General features: G+C 49.3%; 30 protein-coding genes. 1 reads left to right on the top strand and 29 read right to left on the bottom strand.

Going from position 1 to position 21,246, the window contains the following annotated elements; translation table 11 throughout:
• Window positions 1-15: 15 nt before the first annotated feature.
• From FYJ84_RS09605 to FYJ84_RS09530, 16 genes are all read right to left on the bottom strand, one after another.
• Window positions 16-153 carry a hypothetical protein gene (locus tag FYJ84_RS09605; protein ID WP_154407069.1) on the bottom strand — a complete coding sequence of 46 codons (138 nt, stop codon included), beginning with the start codon at window positions 151-153 and terminating at the stop codon, window positions 16-18.
• Window positions 150-677: a hypothetical protein gene (locus FYJ84_RS09600; RefSeq protein ID WP_154407390.1), complete on the bottom strand. Its 528-nt coding sequence runs from the start codon at window positions 675-677 to the stop codon at window positions 150-152. The genes FYJ84_RS09605 and FYJ84_RS09600 overlap by 4 nt, the downstream gene beginning before the upstream one ends.
• Before the next feature lie 58 nt (window positions 678-735).
• Complete coding sequence (locus FYJ84_RS09595; protein ID WP_154407389.1) at window positions 736-1,596, bottom strand: hypothetical protein; 861 nt, start codon at window positions 1,594-1,596, stop codon at window positions 736-738.
• Window positions 1,597-1,619: 23 nt separating this feature from the next.
• Window positions 1,620-1,973, bottom strand: a complete 354-nt coding sequence (locus FYJ84_RS09590; RefSeq protein ID WP_154407388.1) for a hypothetical protein — start codon at window positions 1,971-1,973, stop codon at window positions 1,620-1,622.
• Between the two features lie 15 nt (window positions 1,974-1,988).
• Complete coding sequence (locus FYJ84_RS09585; RefSeq protein ID WP_154407387.1) at window positions 1,989-2,267, bottom strand: hypothetical protein; 279 nt, start codon at window positions 2,265-2,267, stop codon at window positions 1,989-1,991.
• Between the two features lie 93 nt (window positions 2,268-2,360).
• Entirely contained in the window at window positions 2,361-2,963 is a 603-nt protein-coding gene (locus FYJ84_RS09580) for a hypothetical protein (protein ID WP_154407386.1), read from the bottom strand.
• 120 nt (window positions 2,964-3,083) lie between these two features.
• A complete protein-coding gene (locus FYJ84_RS09575) occupies window positions 3,084-4,037 on the bottom strand; it encodes a phage tail protein (RefSeq protein WP_154407385.1) in 954 nt (317 codons plus the stop codon).
• Complete coding sequence (locus FYJ84_RS09570) at window positions 4,037-4,939, bottom strand: phage tail protein I (protein WP_154407384.1); 903 nt, start codon at window positions 4,937-4,939, stop codon at window positions 4,037-4,039. Before FYJ84_RS09570 ends, FYJ84_RS09575 begins: the two co-directional genes overlap by 1 nt.
• Window positions 4,936-6,054 carry a baseplate assembly protein gene (locus tag FYJ84_RS09565; protein WP_154407383.1) on the bottom strand — a complete coding sequence of 373 codons (1,119 nt, stop codon included), beginning with the start codon at window positions 6,052-6,054 and terminating at the stop codon, window positions 4,936-4,938. The genes FYJ84_RS09570 and FYJ84_RS09565 overlap by 4 nt, the downstream gene beginning before the upstream one ends.
• Window positions 6,047-6,361, bottom strand: coding sequence for a GPW/gp25 family protein (locus FYJ84_RS09560; protein ID WP_154407382.1), 315 nt, complete (start codon window positions 6,359-6,361; stop codon window positions 6,047-6,049). Before FYJ84_RS09560 ends, FYJ84_RS09565 begins: the two co-directional genes overlap by 8 nt.
• Window positions 6,358-6,855 carry a phage tail protein gene (locus FYJ84_RS09555; protein ID WP_154407381.1) on the bottom strand — a complete coding sequence of 166 codons (498 nt, stop codon included), beginning with the start codon at window positions 6,853-6,855 and terminating at the stop codon, window positions 6,358-6,360. The genes FYJ84_RS09560 and FYJ84_RS09555 overlap by 4 nt, the downstream gene beginning before the upstream one ends.
• Before the next feature lie 4 nt (window positions 6,856-6,859).
• The gene (locus tag FYJ84_RS09550; RefSeq protein WP_154407380.1) at window positions 6,860-7,150 is read right to left on the bottom strand and encodes a PAAR domain-containing protein; all 291 of its coding nucleotides are present in this window, start codon (window positions 7,148-7,150) and stop codon (window positions 6,860-6,862) included.
• Window positions 7,151-7,217: 67 nt separating this feature from the next.
• Window positions 7,218-7,625 carry a phage baseplate assembly protein V gene (locus FYJ84_RS09545; protein ID WP_154407379.1) on the bottom strand — a complete coding sequence of 136 codons (408 nt, stop codon included), beginning with the start codon at window positions 7,623-7,625 and terminating at the stop codon, window positions 7,218-7,220.
• Window positions 7,615-8,742, bottom strand: coding sequence for a phage late control D family protein (locus FYJ84_RS09540; protein WP_154407378.1), 1,128 nt, complete (start codon window positions 8,740-8,742; stop codon window positions 7,615-7,617). Before FYJ84_RS09540 ends, FYJ84_RS09545 begins: the two co-directional genes overlap by 11 nt.
• 3 nt (window positions 8,743-8,745) lie before the next feature.
• Window positions 8,746-8,949 (bottom strand): tail protein X, encoded by a 204-nt coding sequence (locus FYJ84_RS09535; protein ID WP_154407377.1) that lies wholly within the window; start codon window positions 8,947-8,949, stop codon window positions 8,746-8,748.
• The gene (locus FYJ84_RS09530; protein ID WP_205764185.1) at window positions 8,942-12,247 is read right to left on the bottom strand and encodes a phage tail tape measure protein; all 3,306 of its coding nucleotides are present in this window, start codon (window positions 12,245-12,247) and stop codon (window positions 8,942-8,944) included. Before FYJ84_RS09530 ends, FYJ84_RS09535 begins: the two co-directional genes overlap by 8 nt.
• 51 nt (window positions 12,248-12,298) lie before the next feature.
• Between FYJ84_RS09530 and FYJ84_RS09525 the strand changes: the two genes are divergently transcribed.
• The gene (locus FYJ84_RS09525) at window positions 12,299-12,604 is read left to right on the top strand and encodes a hypothetical protein (protein ID WP_154407376.1); all 306 of its coding nucleotides are present in this window, start codon (window positions 12,299-12,301) and stop codon (window positions 12,602-12,604) included.
• Between the two features lie 27 nt (window positions 12,605-12,631).
• Here the strand turns inward: FYJ84_RS09525 and FYJ84_RS14830 are convergent, their stop codons facing one another.
• Genes FYJ84_RS14830 through FYJ84_RS09465 form a run of 13 tightly spaced genes read right to left on the bottom strand, consistent with a single transcriptional unit; the run spans window position 12,632 to window position 21,241 of the window.
• On the bottom strand, window positions 12,632-12,763 hold the full coding sequence (locus FYJ84_RS14830) for a hypothetical protein (RefSeq protein ID WP_268878718.1): 132 nt from the start codon (window positions 12,761-12,763) through the stop codon (window positions 12,632-12,634).
• 38 nt (window positions 12,764-12,801) lie between these two features.
• Window positions 12,802-13,167 (bottom strand): hypothetical protein, encoded by a 366-nt coding sequence (locus FYJ84_RS09520; RefSeq protein WP_205764184.1) that lies wholly within the window; start codon window positions 13,165-13,167, stop codon window positions 12,802-12,804.
• A 14-nt stretch (window positions 13,168-13,181) separates the two neighbouring features.
• Window positions 13,182-13,712 carry a phage major tail tube protein gene (locus tag FYJ84_RS09515; RefSeq protein WP_154407375.1) on the bottom strand — a complete coding sequence of 177 codons (531 nt, stop codon included), beginning with the start codon at window positions 13,710-13,712 and terminating at the stop codon, window positions 13,182-13,184.
• Between the two features lie 17 nt (window positions 13,713-13,729).
• Window positions 13,730-15,175, bottom strand: a complete 1,446-nt coding sequence (locus tag FYJ84_RS09510; RefSeq protein WP_154407374.1) for a phage tail sheath family protein — start codon at window positions 15,173-15,175, stop codon at window positions 13,730-13,732.
• Window positions 15,175-15,429, bottom strand: coding sequence for a hypothetical protein (locus tag FYJ84_RS09505; protein ID WP_154407373.1), 255 nt, complete (start codon window positions 15,427-15,429; stop codon window positions 15,175-15,177). The genes FYJ84_RS09510 and FYJ84_RS09505 overlap by 1 nt, the downstream gene beginning before the upstream one ends.
• A 2-nt stretch (window positions 15,430-15,431) precedes the next feature.
• Complete coding sequence (locus FYJ84_RS09500) at window positions 15,432-15,938, bottom strand: hypothetical protein (RefSeq protein ID WP_154407372.1); 507 nt, start codon at window positions 15,936-15,938, stop codon at window positions 15,432-15,434.
• A complete protein-coding gene (locus FYJ84_RS09495) occupies window positions 15,939-16,460 on the bottom strand; it encodes a phage tail protein (protein ID WP_154407371.1) in 522 nt (173 codons plus the stop codon).
• A 4-nt stretch (window positions 16,461-16,464) separates the two neighbouring features.
• Window positions 16,465-16,794 carry a hypothetical protein gene (locus FYJ84_RS09490; protein ID WP_154407370.1) on the bottom strand — a complete coding sequence of 110 codons (330 nt, stop codon included), beginning with the start codon at window positions 16,792-16,794 and terminating at the stop codon, window positions 16,465-16,467.
• Window positions 16,791-17,039, bottom strand: a complete 249-nt coding sequence (locus FYJ84_RS09485; RefSeq protein WP_154407369.1) for a hypothetical protein — start codon at window positions 17,037-17,039, stop codon at window positions 16,791-16,793. The genes FYJ84_RS09490 and FYJ84_RS09485 overlap by 4 nt, the downstream gene beginning before the upstream one ends.
• 14 nt (window positions 17,040-17,053) lie before the next feature.
• A complete protein-coding gene (locus FYJ84_RS09480; protein WP_154407407.1) occupies window positions 17,054-18,112 on the bottom strand; it encodes a major capsid protein in 1,059 nt (352 codons plus the stop codon).
• A 21-nt stretch (window positions 18,113-18,133) separates the two neighbouring features.
• Window positions 18,134-18,469 (bottom strand): hypothetical protein, encoded by a 336-nt coding sequence (locus tag FYJ84_RS09475; RefSeq protein WP_154407368.1) that lies wholly within the window; start codon window positions 18,467-18,469, stop codon window positions 18,134-18,136.
• A complete protein-coding gene (locus tag FYJ84_RS09470) occupies window positions 18,469-19,620 on the bottom strand; it encodes a head maturation protease, ClpP-related (RefSeq protein ID WP_205764183.1) in 1,152 nt (383 codons plus the stop codon). Before FYJ84_RS09470 ends, FYJ84_RS09475 begins: the two co-directional genes overlap by 1 nt.
• A complete protein-coding gene (locus tag FYJ84_RS09465; protein ID WP_154407366.1) occupies window positions 19,568-21,241 on the bottom strand; it encodes a phage portal protein in 1,674 nt (557 codons plus the stop codon). Before FYJ84_RS09465 ends, FYJ84_RS09470 begins: the two co-directional genes overlap by 53 nt.
• Window positions 21,242-21,246 lie beyond the last annotated feature (5 nt).

Genomic DNA, 21,246 nt, shown 5'->3' with positions numbered 1-21,246 from the left:
GTTGGTGCGGCAGCCTCAGAGAAGCGGGCGGATGCCCCCGTTGGAGTTGCGATTGGACGCATCGTTGTAGTTGGCATTGCCATTGTTGTTGGCATTGCAGAACCGACTACCGGAAGCAACCGCAATCAGCTGACACCCTGTAAAATTAATCACTTCAAATCCTTGAACCTTTTGTTGTCTGATTTCCGCCAGCCTTTCAGCAGGCCGACTTCCTCATCCAGCATCGCGATATACTGCTTATATTTATCGGCGGATACATCCAGTTCCCGCGATGCAAGCTCAAGCTCAACAATAAGCACTTCACAGCTTGCTATGGCCCTGTCCTGGTAAATGCGCCGTTCCTCCGCTTCTGCCTTGCAGGTCGGCCACAGGGTGTAGGCACATATCACGTTATGCAGCATTGCCGTGGATATATCCCATATAGTATTGAAATATTTCTCAACAATGCGCTCGGGATATTTCGCCGGTAATTTTGGCGTGCCGTAATACTTTTCCGCAAGATTTGCCAGGGTTTCTGCGTCCTCCGGCTCCATCCTGTTTTTGTGTATTACGATATTCCTTATCATCTTCACGCCGAAATCCCGCTGACACAAATCCATCAGCTTGACATGGATATTCTTTGCATTTACGTAAAATTTTAGCTTTGAAATGCTTCTGTTGCGTGCTAATACTGACATTTCTCATTCCTCCTAGGCCGCTAACCTGACACGCCCCATAAAGGGGCGTGGTTTGGGGTTAGCGGAGCAGGAAATACGGGCGGACGCCCCCGTTGGAGTCGCGATAGGACGCATCGGTGTAGGTGGCACCGCCATCGTGGCTGGCAGTGCAGAACCGACTACCGGAAGCAACCGCACGGAGCCAGAACCACTTTCTCGCACCGTCACTGTACTTGTTCTTGGAAAAACGCTCATGGCGGAACAGTGCCAGCTGCTTGTTGGCGCATCCAACATCATACCCGGAAGAACTGAACACGCGTCCACCATATACCATCGGCTCATTCGGGATATTAACCCAGGTGTCAGCCCATTCCCAATCCGTGCAGGAGCCAGTCCAGCCAGCACCGGCAGCACTTGTAGCTGTAGGGCTCATAGTCTTTGTCAAAAGTTCCCTGTGCTTCAGCACGTGTGCATCGCCGAAAGCGTTGATGATGCCAGTCTTGTACAGTGGCATATTGACTGTCCACATTTTTGAGCCCAGGTACGCCCCCGTGGTGTCGTTGGTATCATTCATGCTTACATTCAGCTGTACCGTAACATCCGGAATCATCAGGATGTGATGGGTGGCGCACTCGGTATCGCCCGCGCCGTAGTAATAGTCGAAATCTGCTACCACCCACTTTACGTTGTACGTGGTGCCGTCCACGGTAATCGGCTTGATGATGTAGTCGCCGATGTAGATGTCCTTGAACGTACCATTTGCGATGGCCTGGGACATTTCCCCGCTAGCAAAATAGCTGGTCAGGTCCTTCCCACGGTAGATGCTGTTATGGGAAAGCCCATAATTGTTAATAATGTCCATGACGCCTTTGGAGTTAATCGCATCTACGATTTTCAATCCGGTTTCGTCCAACATTATTGGTTTTGTCAAAGTTGCCATTAGTATTCCTCCTCAAATTAAATTCAAACAGTGTAGGTAGCGCAAAGCTTGCCGTCTACGATTGACAGCCCGGCAGCTGCATCCGCAGTCTTGGCGTTGCCGGTGCAGGCCTTGGCTGTATCAGCTTCGGTAGCAGTTGCAGCGTTGCCGGTGCAGGCCTTGGCCGTGTCAGCCGTTCCTGCTGTAGCAGCCTTTCCAGCATAGCTGGTGACAGGCTGCGGCACGCCGTTTGCGTCCATATACACCGGCACAGTAGCACTGCCTTTTCCTTTGAAACTGTCGATGTGGGCCGCTTCTGCTACTACATCACTCCACTTGTCCTCATCTTTGCCCAGCGTCATAGACTGGCCGCCTGGTCCAAAATACGGTGTTGCCATACTTCATTCCTCCTTTTATGAATTTGCATTTAGCACGGTCACACTGCCGTCAGCAGATTTGTTAAACAGCTGCGGCACCGTGAAAGTCTTTGTTCCACATTCAGTTATCAGGCCGCCCTCTATTCTGAACCAGGGCAAGGAAATCGCATACCCCGTGCCATCGGCAGTCAGCCCGATAGTTGCCGAAACTTCTGTCAGCTGTACATGCTCTGCATCGTGCTTGTCAACATAATCCTTTATGCTGTCTGCCACCTGTGCCAAGGCAGTTTTGCTGACATATCCAGTCTGTGCCATTGATTTTAGTCACCTCCAGTAAATTGCAGGGCTGGCAAACTGCACGCTCCCGGCAAAATGCCAGCCCTGCAACCCTAAATCACCAGAAGCAGCTTATGCGAACTTGGCTACAATCTGATTGATGTCCTCGGTAGTGGCCTCCTCAATGGCCTCCAGCTTGTCTTTCAGGTCGGTGGTGAAATCCTCGGTAGACAGGCCCTTGCCATCTTCCTTATCCACCTTGCCGGACAGGTCGGTAACGCCGCCCAGGTTATCCCAGCTGGTGCCATTCCATGCCACATTCTCGCCAGCGTTCAGATCATGGGACGGATCAGCGGCAGTAACGTTGTACATGTCGCCCACCTTCTGACCATCGGCAGGCAGCTCTGCATAGGTGGCAACAGTGCCCTTGTACAGGAGCGCAGTAGTATAGTCAGCAGACTTGGCGTATTCGGACAGGTCAATGTTTACGCCCTTCTCGGTAATCTCCAGTGCCTCGCCGTTGACCTTCACGGCCTCCAGCACGTTTACCTGAGCCCCCTCAGCCACACCTGCCAGCTTATTCTTCTCAGTATTGGTGTAATCAGCCTCGGACAGGCCCTTGCCCTCAACCTTGTCCACCTTGGTGGCTTCCTTGGCTGCGATGGCATCGGTGATGGAGTCAATCTGTTCCAGGGTAACGTGCGCGGTTGCTGGGGTAGTAGTAGTGATAGTCATAAACAATCTCTCCTTTTGAAAAAAATAAATTTATATATCTTTAGCGGCCATCTTTCAGTGTGCACCCTCAAATCCAGCCGTTAAATTCAATGATAAATAAACCATGTTAATCAGCGATAATCAGGAAAACTTGCTGATGATATTATTAATATCTTCCTTGGTTGCCACAGGCACATCCACCTCTTTCACAGGTTCATCATCATCGCTGTCATCGTCGGCCTGCACAGGAACCTTGGCGGCGATAATATCCCCCTCGGCATTCCGCATGAACCGCGGTGTCGAGAACCGAATCGGCGCAGGTGTAATGCTGCCATCGCTCTGCTGGTAGAACTCAGCAAAATCCTGTGCCCGTTCCAAACTGCCTGCTACAACGCCGTTGGTAACTTTCTTGAAGGCATCGCCATCCATGACAGACATCTTGCAGACCTGCCAGATAACACCGCCATCTACAACAGTGTCATTCAATGTCAGCAGGTTAATGTAGCAATTTTCTTCACTAGTTATACCAGCCTGAATGCATTTCAGGAAAAAGCCAGGCCGTAGCCTGCTGTCATAAAGCAAATCACCTAGCTTATAAGCGGTGCTACGCTGCAGCAACCTTGCCAGTGGTTCCAGCTGACCTCTTGTTACCAGCCCTGACGGATCTATGTTCAGTGATAAATTATCAATATTTGAAACCACGATATTGAACGAATAATCAACAGTGATAATAGCGCCTATTGATTCCGGCGGAATCATATCCGGCTCCGTAGCCAATGCGATTAGGTAGAGGATTTCGCCCACATCGGGATCCATAGCAAACAACCCCAGCTCCCTGGCGTAAAAGCCCTCCTGAATTCCTTTGGTGGTCAAAGTGCATTGAACCTTGCAGATGCCATCAACTGTGGCAGTATTAGAGGTAATGCCCATGCTTTCCCGTGGTTCCTTCAGGTCGATAGCCACATCGGCTTCTTCCCATGTCATTTGACCGCTGCCGATTTTGAACCGGGTAAGTTTGAGTGGTGTTCCTGTTTCGGCCTTGGCTTGCAATATCCTGCCGGCCTTTGTCAGCCTGACCTCTTTGAAATTAGCCATTATTTATTTTCCTCCTTGTGAAGACTGATTGCTTTATATGTAATTTCGCCTATTCCTGTCTTAAATGAACAAATCATATCTTGATTGATAGCGGAGCGAGGCGAAATACAAACGTAATTTTCACTTGATATACCTGTACCTACAGGCAGCTTGGCAAATGTGTCAGAGTCTGACACGCATCTGGGCAGTAATTCCACCTTTCCGTATCCGGATAAATTACCGCCCAGCAAAATATTTCCTTGTGCCTCAGCACCGCTGATATGCTGCAATCTCACATCAGCACTGTGGTGTATTTCGTTATGTCCGCCTATAAAAATAGACGATGAAATATCACCGCCCTGCACTATTCCCGGTATTATTTCATATTTTTTGTGTACATCCGCAAAACAGCCTAAATACCTGGTAATGTCTATACTTTTAGAAAATCTCAACACCTCAAGCCAGCTTCTGACATTTTTTGAGGCATTGATCATCTTGATAAGGTTTTTGATTTTTTGTGTAGTGATTTGCGAATCTCCCAAATTAACCTTAAAGAAAAAAGGCTCACCGCCATAGTCAAACCATTCCTCTACTACTCCAGTCTGATACACAGTCTGTATCATTTGCTCCACCGCGGCTGGAGTGCCCTTGATGCGATGCCAGGCGATGGAATTTTTGACCAAATTCCTCCTGACAGCCAGAGGAAGCGTATCATCATAAAAATCACAATGCATCTGAATGGCCAGCGTATTAATCAATTCGCTACCAAGCATATCTATGGCTGGATAAATCAGTATTTCAGCAATAGTTTTGTCAAAAGACAGCAATGTATCGTCAACGACCTTTGCTACCTCCTGTACATTTTCCTTATCCAGGGACTGGGGCAGATTTTTGTGAATAAAATAATCTTCAATATTATTCATTCGTCCTCACTCCCCGTCATGGCTATGGAAACACCCTTATCCTGTGCCACCTGATTCTCTTTTACCTGCACAAATTCAGGCGAATTAATCAGCACCCTTTTGACGCCTCCTATGGATTTGAGCCGATATATCAGCTCATCCGGGTTTATGTCTCTCCCCAGCCTGGTGCGCTGCCACATGCGGTATTCTTCTACAGCCTTGTATACGTCAGCTGATACGCTCGCCGGATCTGCGCCATTTTTCAGCCAGTATCTCACATCTATCTGATAGCTGACTGGCTCTGGCGCAACCACCTCTACTTTTTCGCACATAGGCCTGACTGTCTTTCCGGATAGCTTCTCCTCTATCTCTCCAAAAATTGTATTCTCAGGAATAATACCGCCTGTCAGAAGCACAACTACGTTAACAACTCCTGGAGAGGGTGAATAGGCCGCCGCATCAATAATAGCCGAATTGGTGCTTTTCGCCTGAAAGATATACTGTCCTTCAGGGCCTGCACAGGAATAGCTTTCAGGTGCTTCAAAAATCCTTTCGCGCAATGCGGCATCAGTTTCAACATCTGAGCCACCCTCTGATGTGCTGATATTCTCAATAGTTTTTACATAGGGAACAGGATCGATGATTCTGCTTATCTCCCCCGGCTTATAGCCGTTTCCTGTCACTCCCTTGACATTACACAGGCATGTAACCTGCGCTGACGTATTTCCGGCTGTTATAACCACATCATTGGCCGTGAGAAAATAAATATCGCCTTCTGCTCCTATGCGAGTTCCTTTAGGGATGATGGTTTCCTTGTCCCTGGCTTCTGAAAGCCGTATCTGGAATGCAGCTGAGGCTGAGCTGGCAGGTATTCTGGTGACGCCCACCAATGCCCCCAGATTTTCCAGCTTATCTCCTTCGGCGTATTTCAGTAAATTCTGCTTGCCGGTGTAATTCAGTTTTTCAAGCATTCTGATGAGCACATCACATATAAACAGCAAAAACAATCTTATCGGATCACCTTCGGCGGGATTCCTGCCTGTAACAGACGTGTATAGCGCAAAGATGGTTTTCTCAATATTTTGGGCATCCGCTTCCACAAAATCAATCTCAGGCAAATCTGCCAAATTAAGCATTAATACTCACCTCCAGCCTCGGCTGCAATCTTCCGCTTATATCAGCTGTGTATGTGATGGAATTAATAACAGCCCGCGGCTCATACCTTCTTATAGCTGAGAATATTTCCTGTGTCAGCCTGGCCTGAGCTTCATGTATAGGCATATCAACTACATTACCACTGATGCCAAAATTCCTGTCCAGAGGAATTTCTCCCTTTATGGTTCCCAGGATAGTGCGCAAGTTTTGCAAAACTTCTTCGATTGCATTGCCAGGTGCAAAATCTATCTCAAGTTTTTCTGTCATATCAACAACGTAGCTATTCATAAGACGCCTCCCAGGCCACCTAAGGCGATATTGGCAACATTGTAGATTGCACCGTACTTGTCAGTCTTCGTCTGCTCTTCTACATAATTGCTGTCATCGTATTCCGTGAGATTGACGGTGACATCTGTCTGTATAAGCTTGCCCAGGGCATTAAAATAGTTATTGCCCTCTGAGAGGCTGTCTATGCGCCAATAATTCTGTGTCACAGGCTTTCCACCTATAACCAGAGGGAACACCGCCCCTGTGTCCCTCATCTGGCGCAGAGTCTCTAATTTTTCCATAGGCGATACGATAATATTTCCGTGGTCGCTTCGCAGCTGAATCCGAAAGCTGAGCTTTTCCAGCCCCGGCCCCTTGAACTGGCTGACAGGCTTGCGAAGGATTAAATCATGCTCCGCCCAGCGCGCTTCGCCAGACCGCTGGAAATCGGAAGGAGTAAGCAGGTAATCTCTTGATACAACGAAGACCACACTGCCCATATAACCAATATACATATCATCAGCCCCCTATGAATACATTACTGCTGCCAACAGCCACGCTGCCGCCGCAGGATACAGGATCGCCTACACGGCCCGACTGTAAGCCGTTAATATATACAGTGCTGCTGCCAGAGGCGATTACACCGCCATGAGGCGCATGGTCGATACAGCTATGGGGCGGATAGCTGTCGGACTGCCTTCCAGCTCCCCTGCCGTTAATAATCACATCAGGGCTGGCGGATGCCAATCCCCGTGGCGGGCAAATATCATGCCCTGTATCACTATCTCCTAATCTCGTTGCTGCTGGCATAACTTGGCCTCCTTCTAGTTTTTCTGCGTGTCATTTATGACACGCGATTAATTATTGGATGAACAAATTAATTGATATATATCATCGGTGCCGTCAGCTTCATGGAGCCGGATGCATGTATTTCCATGTTGCCATTTTCATCTACACGCCAATAACTGCCGCTTTCGTGATGAACGCTCCTGACTGCCTCATTGCTCTCTAAAGCTTTATCAGCATCACTATAAAACGCTCCCAGCACATACCCTTCCCCAGGTCCTTTACCGGAAACATTGGGCAGAACCAGGCACAGTACCTGGTCATTAACCGCAGGCATCCAATAATCCTTTGTCTTGCAGGTACCCCGCTGGATAACCTTTAGGGCTGCTGTGGTGCGGTCATTCTTGTCAGGCCTTGTCACAATAACAGTACCTTCTGCAGGATTGACATCCGTAACAATGCCGACAAAAAAGAAATTGCAAAGATTGTTAATATCCATTCAGGCACTTCCTCACATCAAACTCCGTAGTATACGTAGAACCAATCCTATGTGCCGCCTTGGTGATTATATACTTGCCATCGCATACGCCAAAGCCGGTCAGGATTGCTGTCAGCCCGGCAGAAATGCGAAAATCCCCCAGGGAGCTGAATGTTCCTGTGAACTGCTCCTTGTTGGCATCGCGAAGTTTTTTCTTGGCCAGCCTTTCCGCCTCTGCCTGATTTTCCACCTGATCCCCTGCATGGAGCACATTGCCCTTTTCCATGTCTGGATTGACAAATTCTCCCTGGATAACCTCTTTCTTTTTTCCTTTTTGATATCTGACCACGCATTTCCAGTAGATGTCGCGTGTTTTTATTTTTAAGGAGTAATTGCTAAGCATGTGCACGAGTGCATATTTAGGATTGTGGTCATTCAAGCCTGGCTTCACTATTTCCAGTATCGGCTCCTGCTGTTCCATCTTGTCATCATCGAAAATAATAACCTGATCAGGCGTTACTTTCAGACTCCTGCCATTATCCTGACAGATGCGCATCAAAAAATGCAGGTCTGATTCATCTGCCTGCTCAATATGGTCAAGATTTGGATTGTCAGCACAGTCCCAATACAGCTTGAGGTTATTGCGCTGGCATATATCGTCAGCACATTTCCAGATGGAGATGTTTTCCCAGGTTTGATTGCGCTGCACGCCCCGCAGGGTGGAGTTTCCTACCACTGATACAGCCTTCAGGTGTACCGTGGTAGGGAAACCCTGTAACTCAATTTCGTCAATCTCGAAGCTGCCCATCTGGAATACTTTTTCACCTTCGTTGACGTTTGTCCAGTTGTAGCAGTGCAAGGATATTTCCAGCATGGATTCGGTCTTGGGGAACCATTCCTCCGCCCAGAGCTGTGCCCTGTCCTCCAGTACCAGGTCGATATTATCTACACTGCCGCTGAGATTGTCGCTATAGTCCAGAGACAAAAAATACTTTGATATATCTTCGGAAATATCCTTTGCCTCTTTTTCATCAGGGGCAGTATACTTTATTTCCAGCCACGCCCTTCGAGACAGCTTCGTGCCCGGCTCAAGGGATTGCAGCCAGTCTTTCAATATTTCAAACGCCTTGACTGCCATGTTTTATCGCCTCCACGGTGGCAAAAAGCTTCTATCCTCTGTTTTTAGCTCAGGGCAATTCAGCTTGATGCCCTGGGGGAAAACTGCAATATTCATATACTTGGTATTGGCCTGTATAAGCTTGTCCATGCAGGTCTCTTTTCCATATACCTTGTACGCAATTAAGTCCCACATATCCCCCTGTATGGTCGTATATACATCAGGCATAGGAAAATCTCCTTTCGTTATTTCGTACATTGGCCAGCATCCTAGGCAGCTCTCGTTCGAACTGTGCTTTCTGCTCTGCTAGGGCACGGCGCACAATATCGGCTATATTTGCCGACTCGCCGTTTCCGCCTGTACCTGTGATATTAATGACAGGGGCAAACTCCACACTGACGTTGCCGGTGCTGCTGGCTGTAGCTGGCGCAATAACGGTATTTTTATCCGTCATCCTGCTGTTCTCCATCAACGTTCTTGCATCTGCAACGATGGTGGATTGCTGTCCGGCTATCTGAATGGCATCTCCCATATAGCTTTGCTGGTTAGCTATCCGGACTGCTCCTCCAGCATAATTGCTTATGGTGGCCGCGCTGGCAGATTTTGCCTTATTGGCAGCCATACCTGCCTGTGCAGCCGGGTGATAGGCTCCCAGCATTTTTCCAGCAGTCTGCCAAAGCTGCAATGCTCTGGTAGTGTTATTGATCGGAATGATAACCTCTGTATCCCCTGCCTCTGCTACCCAGGTTAAATATGGCTGGCTGAAGATACCGCCCGTGGCTGACAGACCTGCTTCCACTGCCTTGTCAGAGGCTGCCGATTGGGCCTCACTATTGCCACCTTTGACAAAATTTACAACCGCCTGGATAGGCGAGCTGAAAATCTCCTTCAGGTGATTCCATTTTTCCTCTACCATGGCTATACCTGAATCAACAATCCCCTGTACCTGTGCCCATACATCCAATACAACGCTGACAATGGCATTCCAGGCGGCTGAGGCCGTGCCGTATATCTGGTTCCAGATTGCCATGATGAAAGCGGCACCAGCAGCCACAATAGGATTTATAGCCGCCCAGACCGCCATGACAACACTCATAATCCCTGTCCAGACCGTATTAGCCGCCGCCAAAATCATCTGCCATACCGTGCTGATGAAAGCACCGCAGGCGGCCATAGCTGCATTAATAGTCGCCAATGCTACATTGATGGCTGTGCAGATGATGTTCCAAACTAAGGTCACATGAGGCTGAATCAAGCTCCAGATAGCCATGATAGCCTGTATGCCTATCCGGATAATCCCCACGATAAGCTCAATGGCAGTCAATACCACCAGTGCTACTACCACGAATATCCCTTTGGCAATAGTGCTGATTACTGACCAGGCAGCCGCGAAAGCAGGAGCAACAGCTGACCATACAGCCATAGCCGTGCTGACTATTCCCTGCCAGATACCGCCAATGAAATCAGCTAGGCCGGTGAAGATCGCCATTGCACCATTTTGCAGGCTCTGCCAAGCACCAAGCACCGCCTCCCGGAAGCTGTCGTTGGTCTGCCATAGGTAAACCAGTGCGCCCACCAAAGCTATAACAGCCATAGCAATCAATATGTACGGATTTAGTGCCATAACAGCGTTCAGGATGGTTTGTGCCACACTGACACCTGCAATAGCACTCCTCAACATGGAGAATGTAGATAACACCATGCCATAGGCAGCTACAGCTGCATTGACTGCCAGACAGGCTATAACCACACCAGCAATAGCAGTCCCTATGCCTGCCAGAACTACAATCAGCTGCTGGTTATTTTCAGCAAAATCAGCAAAGGCTGCTGCTACCGGAGCCACAGCAGACATAACTGAGTTGATAGCGGGCAGCAGGGCTGAACCGATGCTGATAGACATAGCCGTGACTGTATTCCTCGCCAGCTGCAGCTGATTCTCGGTAGTCTGGCTTCTGGCTGCATATTCAGCTTCCATGGAGCCAGCATATTGCGTGGCATCTGCTACCTTGGTAAAATTGTCTTCCAGTGCCTCAAGATTGGAAAGCATTGGAGCAATGGCACCTATACTTTCCCTGCCAAACAAAGTACCCATAACAGATACCTGCTTCACCTTATCCAGGGATTTGATGGTATGCAGTACATTGAGGATCGTTTCCTTGGAGTTTTTCTGCATCCCTTCCGCAACCGCCATATAATCAAGTCCGATGTCGCTAAATGTTTCAACCTGGTTCTTGGTGGCAGCTCCGCCAGCCGTCAAGGCCATCATGAAGTTCTTGATGCCGGTGGCTGCCACATCAGACTGCACGCCTGCCCCAATCATGGATGCACCCATAGCGGCTATTTCTCCGGAGGCGATACCGCCAATCTCGCCAAGAGGGCCGATGCGGGTAACTACATCGGAGATTAGCGGTGCAGATGCCGCCGTGGTATTGCCCAGGTAGTTTATCTTATCCGCCAGCGCGACTACATCACTTTGCCCCAGCTTGAAGGCCGTCCGCCATTTCGCCATCATGTCACCAGCCTGATCGGCCGTAATGTCAAAGGCGATGCCCATCTTGGTAGCAGATTCAGCGAAAGCCATCAGGTCCTGCCTGGCAATACCTGACTGACCGCCAGCAGCCACAATCTTGGCTATATCGTTGGCCACCATCGGCAAAGTCCTGGACAGATTTAGGATGTCGCTATTCATTTCCTTGAATTGCTGCGGCGTATCGAAGTCCACCACCTTCTTGACATCAGCCATGACTGACTCAAACTTCATGGCGGCATCAATACATTCCATGATAGGTGCTACAAAGGATTGGATGGCCATAACGCCGCTCTGAAGATTACCGGCAGCAACGTAGAAATTGCTCTGCTTCTGGGTGTGAGTTTCCCTGACAGCTGCTTTTTGCGCTTGTGAGGCATTGTAATCAGCCTGTACTTTTTTGGCAGCAGCCAGGGAGGTTTCTGTCTTGGATAGTTCCTTTTGCAGCCTGTTTTGGCTTTCGGCGAAACTATCAGTATCAAAACCAGCCTTCCGGAGGTCTTCCCCCAGCTTCCGGGCGGCGTTCTGAGCCTTGTTGCAGGCATTACCCGCACTGCGGGCTTCCCTGTTGGCGGCAGCCAGCTCCTTGGCTAGTGCCTTGGTGGCAGTATTGCTGTTTCTGTAGGCGGCATTAAGCTGGATAACCTCCATCCTGGCCTTGGCGTATTCCTGAGCTGAGGCAGTTTTCTTCATCAATTCAGCTGCAACCTTTGCCTGCTCCAGCTTTATTTTATACTGCTCGGTAACAAGCCTGGACTTTTCAAACTCACTGCTTACAGCTGCAACACGGCTTTGTGCCACAGACAGGCTCTTGCCTGCTTCCTGTGTCTTTTCAGCCAATTCCTTCAGCTTGTCCGCTTTCACTTTCACCCTGTTTAGTTCCTGCAGCTTGTTCCGAAGTCCGGCCGTCTCTCCGATTGCCTTCCTGACTGACTCCGGCAGGGAAGAATCAAGCTTACCCTTAATAGCCAGGGCGAGCTCCATCATTTTTCCAGCCATATTTCAATTTCACCACCCATAAGGTATAATATAAAAAAGGAGGGATGCAGTATGTTTTTCTTGTATGACAATTGCTCAAAATGCTCTCGGTGTAATTATGACAATATTGATATTGTCAAACAAAATTTGATTGAAACTAACAAAAGTCTTGAACTAGTTGAAAAACTTAAAAGCTCTTTTGCTGATGCTCCTGAAATCACAGAAAAAACCAATGAAGAAATACGCGAAGTATTGCATGGTAACAAATATCAAAAGACAATGCAGGAGCTATCTGATATGCAGCTAGCTATCGCACGCAAGCCTCCGCTTTCAGAAGAACAAATACATGAAATACTATACGGCAAGACAGAGCCGTAATATCCCAGCATTGCAGAAGCCGCCAAATCACGGCTTCTGCTTTTTTATTGCTTCCTGCTCCCGCTCTATTTCCGCATTCACAGTTTCTACCCAGGATTGGAACTCCGCGATGGGCATTTTCAGGAAATATTCCATAGATGAATTGCTGTACTTGGCCATGCGCAAGGCGGAAATCCTTATGCTTTCCGCCCGGCAGATTACCCTAGCAAAAAATGCTGCACTTTCAGACAGACAGCAGTAAAATCCTTGCCGCTCAACTTTAGGATTGCATCGTAGTGCATACCTGCTGCCTTGGCGGCCACCATGGCATGGTAAATATTGGATAATGCAGGTGTCAAAAGTTCTCTGTCTTCTTTTCTGGCAGCCTTTTCAATAAGTGTCAGAGTATATCCATTCACCCTGTCAAAATCAAGAGTCAATGTATCGATGCCATTTGCCAATGGCTTTTCGAGATGAATTACTACGCAATTCGCCTTTTCATCTGCCCCGTTAACAGCCTCCGGCAACGCCTGTGCCTCTGCAGGCTCTGCCTCATCTGTATTCAATTCTACATCTTTAGCCATATATCAACGCCTCCTTAATTCATGCCGATAGCCCTGCGGATTTCAGCAGTAATATCCTCTGCACCAATCACGCATTTGTAGCCGTATTTATCAATCTCAATCAGATTTTCATCATTGTACTCTATTTTGATGTAGTACACCTCAATGGTGGTTTTGGAATTCATGGCCTTCTGAGCTTCTATTGTGCCAGGCTCATGACTCTTTACCCTGCCCTTGATGATAACGTGATACTGATCGAAGCTGTAGCTTCCTTCGCCACCGTCAAAAACCTGAACTGCTGCATAGGCATCAAGGGATATAGCCTTGCCAGCTACCAGCTTGGTGCTGGTTTTGGTTGGCACCTGCCAATTTGCCACAGCTTCCATGCTATCAAAGTGCCCCAGCACCGGTGCACTGATGGTTCCCATAACACCAATCCCTGTAATATCCTCAGTAGGATTGTTAAACTTTGGCAATTCCAGGCTCTTGACGGAAATCATATCATCTGCCCCGTCAAGGTAGGCACGCATATCATTGATTAATTCCGGAATCCTATTTGTAGCCATCTTCTAACCCCCTCTTCTTATTCAAACAGCTTGCTAAAGCTGCTGACATCGTACTCCAGTATATCCTCAATATCCTGAGCTGGCACAGGCGGCGTAAGCTTTGTATGCACACGGATAATTCCTGCCAGCAAATCAGTAGTCGGATTCTCGTCCTCCAGGAACTGTACACTGGCTCCCAGTAAATAGCCACGGGATACAAGACCATTCAGGCGAATGTTTTCCGTGTTGATAATTGTCTTGATAAGCGTTGGCTTGAGAGCCTGATCAACCTTCTGCCAATACTGCAAAATGAATGTCTGATACTGCCAGTCAAACATGCGGCGCACACAGATAAAGCAATCCTTGACATCTGTATTGGATGGGTAGCAGCCGGTATAATTCCCCCAGCTTTTCCAGCCACCGACAAAGTTAAGTCCTGTCATAATACCCTGGCTGTTCAGCAGGTTTGCCTGAGGCAGGCTCAGGGCTACCTCCGTGCCATCAGCCAGGCAGAGGCCTGTTGCCTGCAGGGACTGATTCGACGGGGACTGATATGGAACATCACTGTTGGCCGCATCCATAACACCGATAACACCAAGAATATGAGTAGACATGTGGAATACTGCATCGCCATTCCTTACACATGGCCAGCATACCACCTGGTTCGTGCCGGTGTAATTGTTTTTGTTCTTCCATTCATTCACATCAAGATAGGATTTTGCCTCCTTGGTATCAACGTCTGTCAGGCAGATGCAGCGGAATAATTCGCTGATATTGGCAGACTTTGCTTTCATGACGGCAGCCACTACAGGATCCTCGGACCAACCAGGAGCAGCAATGATGCCAGGTACCAGGGACAGCATGGTGTAGATGCTGTCAATCAGCTCCATGCCTTTGATGGAACCATCAGAGGAAGCGCCGCCAATAATATCATCCCGGCTGACCATAGATGCATCAACCACATCACATTTGATGAAAATGGATGCGGCATCCTTCAGGCTGCCATCCTCCAGGATACTGATTACCAGCTGTCCATCATCATTGTAGGCGGCTGTGTAGTCCTTGTTGATTTCTGCCGGCGCATCAGAAAGAGCATCCGGCAAGACCTGGAGACTGTCAAGCAGCACAGCATTGTCAATTACAGCAGAACCTTCTACAACCTCTGCGGCCGCCTCCATACTCTTTTTATGCTTGGCGGGATCCAGTACATTGACAAAAACGATAGGCTTCACTGCGTACAGCTTGAACTCGCTGTACATAACCTCCGACAAAGTGTATTTGCTCCAATCGGCAGAATAACCAAGTGCTGTAACCGCTTCATTCCAGCTGTAGCAAATGACAGGCTTGCTTACATATTTTGCCGGTTCCTTGGTCAGATGAACAGGCGCCGTGCCGAATACAACAGGCAGACCTGCCGTAGTGCTCACTGTTGCCAAAATGGATGTAGGAATTTCCTTCACCCTAACTCCATGAAAATAAGCCATTATTTTTCCTCCTTCTTGTGTGCCTCGATAGCCTGCTGATAGAACTCATGCAGAGCTGTGCCCTTGCGGGCTATGTCTGCCCTCGCTTCATTCAGTCTGACTGCCGGCACAAATAATTTTGCAAAAATTGTGCCCTGAAATTCACGCGGCACCCCATCGGCAAAAATGCCAAAGGTGGTCAGACGTGAATTTCGGAATCCCGGCCCCACATAGATTAGCGGGCCGTGATTACTTGTCTTTCTCTTTTTCGCCATATTCATTTCCCTTTGTAGCCAGAATAATACCACTGTGACTCATTCCTTGATGGATGTGGGATGTGGATAGCCGCCTCAATATATCCCCACCATTGGGGGTATGGCTGGTCGGGTGGCACTCCCATTGTCAATGAGCCGTCCTGTAACAGCCATCTATTGTCCACCGGGGTATGAGCCAGCAGCTTAAACCGAACCCATTCCAGCACGCTATAAAGGCTCAAATATCCCTGCTGCTTATCGCGGTCATAGGTGGTAACATTGATAAGGAGATGCGCTATGGAATAATCCTGCCTGTCCTCCACCAGCTCAGGCCGTATGACGATAGCGGGACAAAGCTTTCTTTTTTCCGCATCTGTAGCCGCGTAAGGAAGAAATCCCGTATACACATTGATTTCCTCCTGTTCTTCACGCTTCTCATCATGCAGTAGAAAGCGCAGCTTCATGCTATCTTCACTGACAGCTTTGCGCAGATATGCAGCAATTCCGTCTGCACATTGGATAGAGTTCATTTAGACCACCCCCAGCTGACGTCCTATTTCATGATAAAGGCGTGTCTCAAAGACCTCGCCTGCCCTCTCCTGCATCTCTGACATTACGGCTTCATTGCCAAAAAGCTGGGGCACAGATGGACCATGCAGGCCTTTGAGTGGAAATCTCTCGGGGCCGCGCCTCTGCACATACTGGCCGGAATTCATAGCAAACGACCGTGGAACAATCCTGCCCCCGCCATGCTTGATGGCAACAAAAATGCCCTTTTCCCGCTCATTGGCCCGATATTTTTTCACCGATTCAGTAGCACCTTTTACTTTCAGTGTAGCTCCGTCAGCTTCACTGAATATCATGGTGCGCTCCTTCATGTCACCGGATCGGATAGTATATATCTGCCTGACATGCCCGGTACCGGCAGTGCGGGCTGCCAGAGCTGCCCGCTTGGCGGATGCTTTTACAGCACTGCCGATGTTTTCCGGCGATAGCTTTTCCAGATTCTTTATAGCTTCCTCAGCACCGCCCAGCATAATTTTTACTGCCATGTTATCACCTCAAATTCTGATGGAGGGTTATACTGATATTCCCCATATCCTCAACACAGGCAGAGACAAGCATCACCTCGCCGTCAAGGGTAAATGTCATCCCCTCTGCCGGTATCTCCGGAAGCTCGGATTTCTTCACATGGACAACAATCTGCCTGCCGCTGATGCCTTCATAGCTATCATAAGCCTGCCCCTGTAGGAATACCTCTCGGGCAGTAGGTGACTGCACAATACAGCTGCACATAGTACCGTTAAGCTCATGTTCCTCTGCAAATTCCTCTGCATCAAAAAACACATTCAGATCATCTTCAAGCTGTTCTCTGAATGTGCTCATTTTTTTGCTTTCGGCTTGTCAGCCGCCTCCAGGGCTGCTGCTATATCCTCAGGTTTATCGGCCTCGTCCGCCACATCGGCAACAGCTTCCTTTGCTTCCGGCACCGTCTCGATGACCGGTGCAAATTCCTCAGGATAATCCTTCAGCAGGGCCTTGGCCAGTTTCTCAGGAATATCAGCTGTATCGCCTTTTTTGTAGGTTATGCCGCCATTTCTGAGCATGTGCCTGATAATGCGGATTTTCATAGTGCAACGCCTCCTTACTTCGCCTTGATGACAGCCCAGTCATCCACGGTTTCCGGCACCAGCACGCAACGGCTGTACATGGCCAGGGAAACGGTGTTGTCATTCTCATTAGCGCGATATGCAGGCACGTAGTTGCCAACGTAGGTCTTGAAGGACCTGCCCTCCACCAGGGTAACAGCACCATGCAGCTGCTTGCCGCGGCCAGGAATACCAATAATAACATCATCATCACCGATGAAGCTATTGATGTGGCCTTCCTCATCGGTATAGGTCTCCATGTAGCTGTACAGCTCAAGGTTCAGGCTCATAATCCTGCCCATGAACATTACCTGCGGTGCGGTGATGCGCGGCTGGAAGCTCATCAGGGAGAGGTTTGCATTGTTGGAAATATTCATGTACTTCATGATAGCATCGTTGCCCAGGATGTAGTCCATGATATTCTTGCCGCAGATGGCAATAGTAGGTACCATACCGGCATTTTCCTGAATGCTGGCAGACATTTCTGCCAAATCTCCGTAGATATCTGCATTTGCCTGATTCCACTTGATAGCAGGGATCAGCTTCTGGGTCCAGTCGTCAAACCTGACGGTATCAGTCTTGACCACCTTGCCATCAGCTGCATAGCCTGCAATCTCGCACTGGCCGTTCAGCAGGATATCAGCTGCCATCTTGTTCTTGCGGTTCACAATCATGTTCTGCAAATCAGTCAGATCCTTGGCCAGCAGCTGGGTTGCCCTCTGCTCCGGCGTCATGCTGGAATAGACATTTTCACCGAAGGAGCGGTTAGCAATATCATCAGAAGAAATCACGCGCCGCGGCCCCATCATAGGCGGCTCGTACCAGTCAATCTGGGACTGCTCCCGTGCCACGTTGACACCGCCGGTGCCGGAAATAATAAAAGGTGCCAGCTTGCGTGCTCCCTTGCGATATTCCACGCCAATCTTAGTGGTTACGGCTGTTGCCGGAACAACAGGAAAAAAGGTATCAACCAGAAAAGATGAAGGCTGCTTGATGCGCTCCATCGCCATCATCATAGTGTATGTATCTTTCAGAAAACCATCAGCAATAGACATATTTTTCACCTTGCCTTTCTCTTAGGAATGAATTGACGTCAGGTAGATATTCTTGTCCCTGAGCTGTGCCTCATGGGTTTCAACAGTATCTCCCTCCGCCACAATCAGCTTCTCGCGATTGAACATGCCGCTTACATAGACGGTAGCTGTTGCATCATCCTTGGCCAGCGGCACGGCAAGTACATATTCGGCAGTATCGCCAGTGCCTGCGAGGCTGCCATCAGCTGTCAGGACAGAGCCCCTCTTGAGGGCGGTGCCGGGAGTGACGGCAATATTGTACATTACGGCGGTAATTACAGTGCTGCCAATCAGTTCATCGTAGGATGTGGCCGCTTTCATAGTTTCATGGATTGCCATTATTTGTCACCTCGCATATTCTTCATGGCGGCTACCAGGCTGTTCACCTCGGCGGCCTTCTTATCTGCTTCCTTGTTGGTCTCATCTGCAGGATTAAGCCCTACCTTGTCAGCTCCGGAAGCCAGCTGGTCCTTGATGAGATTTTTAATCTCCTCGATGCCGGACTGCTGAGGCTTATCCTTGGCAGCGGACTCCTTTACCTGGTCCACGTATTCCCGGATTTCCTCTGCGGTATTGCCCTTTTTCTTGGCAATATCCACAATCTTGTCCACAAGCTCGCTGCCATCACGCATAGCATCCAGGTCAAGCATGCGCTGACGCTCAACAGCTACCGGGTCAGGCTGTTTTTTCTTGTCCTGCTGGCTGTTATCAGCTCCCAGCAGGTCGCGGAGCTTGTCCAGCAAAGTCTTTTCATCATCCATATCCTTATCCTCCTTTGGCTTTGACTGCAAGATATCCTTCAGCTTTTCCGGCTGCTTGAATCTTGTCATGTCGATAGAAACATTATTCACCACGGCCACACTGCCCTGCAGAAAATTCTCCACCTGCTCATCAGTGTCCACCTCGTCAACGAAGCCATAAGCAAGAGCCTCATCGGCACTCATCCACGTTTCTGCATCCATCAGCTTGTTCAGCTTGGCTTCAGCAACATTCTTGCACTTCTTCATGTACACGTTGACAATGGTCTGCTTGACTGCAGTCAGCCTGTCGGTCATTTTCTTCAGCTTCGGCACGTCCATGTAGTCAATCACGATGCACATGGGATTGTGTATCATGAAAATGCCGTTCCTCGGCATCACCACTTTATCCGCAGCACAGGTGATAATCGTGGCGGCACTGGCTGCCATGCCGTCAATGCAGGCAGTGATATTGCCTGTGTAGGTTTTCAGCTGATTATATATGGCCTGTGCCGCGAATACATCGCCGCCGGGACTGTTGATCCTCAGCTTCAAATCCTTGCCGCCCAGGGCTTTCAGGTCTTCCGCGAACTGCTTCGGGGTTACTTCGTCATCTCCCCAGCTTGAGCTGGCTATTTCGCCATACAGCAGAAGCTCCGCCTCCGCTTCCCCTGCTTCATTCCTTATCTGCCAGAAAATATTATTTTTCTGCTTCAGGTCGTTCAGTGTCGTTATCTTCTTCGTCTCTCCCATCACTATCACCTCCTTCCGCTGGTGACTGCGGCTCATTCGTTGCTGGCAGGGTACCCAGCGCAACGCCTGCCTCCTCAGCCCTCTGCTGCTCAATGCGGATGGTTTCCAGGTTCTCATAGAAATCACTGCCTGTCATTTCGGCAGCTTCCCTTTCGTGAGTAGACAAACCGCACTGGATGCGCAAAGTTGAGCCGTTTATGTCTTTGACCGGGTCCAGGATGCTCATAGACGGGCCGTACCATTCTGCGTTGCAATAGGCAAAGCGGATGGCAGGGTCGCTGAAGAAACCAGGTGCCTCAATCCGCCCGGTGGCCACAGCCTCCGTCAGCCACATTTCATATACAGGCTGGCAGAAATCACGGCTGAACCATGCGCGCCTGAGCCTGAACTGCTCCCAGGCCTGCAACAGGGCTGCACGGCTGGCACTGTAGGAGCTGTTGAAGGACTTCATCAGCACTTCGTAAGGAATGTTCAGGGCCGCGGCAATCATCTTGATGTATACCGTCATGAAGCCGTCAAAGGTTGCCTGTCCGCCTGTGGCACCGATGGATTTTACATCGATGTTTTTAGGCAGGGCATTGATGGTACCAGGCCCCAGGCTATACTCGTTGGCATCCACCACAGGCCCAGTGCCACCATCTTTATCATAGGTGCTTGCCCCCAGAATGCTGGAGACGTCTCCGGCAAAGCTGGAATTGCCTGTCGAAATGAAAAAGATGGTGAAATAGGAACGCAGGATAGCTGCCGCCAGCTCTGCATCCGAATACCTCGATACCTGCTTGAGGGCCTTTATCACAGGTGCCAGATATGGCACGCCCCGATACTGCTCAGGCCGTTCATCATGGCAGATGTGCAGCACGTTGGGCTGGCTCATGATGTCGCCAAAAGCCTCCACCCGTGCCCAGGTAGTTGTGCTGTTTATCTCTACAGGGTCAAAAGGCACTTTGTTGGAAATCCAGTAGGCTTCCACTGCTCCGTTGCCATCCACCTCGACACCGTTGATGATTTTATTGCGGCCATTGGGGGCAGTCATTTCCACTGCCAGTGGGCCCGTAATGCCGTAAAAGTCTCGCCCTTGCGGATTGGAAACCCTGTTGCCCTCAATGGCCTGTATTCTAAGAGTATACGGCATGTTGATGTCGTAAGCCCGCCTGAAAATGGCAAAGCTGTCACCATCAGTCATATACGCCTTATACAAAATTTCCTGCAAATCGTAAAAGTTATTCCGCTTCCTGATATCGCACAGCTTGGAGCTGGCCCAGAGGTTAAATTCCATAGCTGCCTGCTTGTTCCAGCTTTCAGCTTCCTCGGGGGTCATATCCAGCAGCTGATATTTCACCTTTGGGAACACCTTCAAGCCTGCCCCCACTGTATACTGGGTGGTTGTGGCAATTGCCGCGCTCCCTACAGGGGTATTGATGGCCTGGTCCGCCGCCCGGCTGCGCAATATATCAAGATGGGCATTGATATCAGACTTGGCACTGGATTTTGTGGGGTTCCAGGCTTTCAGGATGCCGGAAGTGCGGGATGCGCCGCCTCCGTCATAGCCGCTATTCTGCATATTTACTTGTGTTTTGCCCTGAACGGCCGACTTTTTCGCCTTGAATTTCCGCTTGCTCATTGCAA

This window comes from Anaerovibrio slackiae (assembly GCF_009695585.1).
Taxonomy (GTDB): Bacteria; Bacillota; Negativicutes; order Selenomonadales; family Selenomonadaceae; genus Anaerovibrio; species Anaerovibrio slackiae.
The sequence above is the reverse complement of the archived record's forward strand: the minus strand, read 5'-3'. Positions and strand labels throughout refer to the sequence as shown.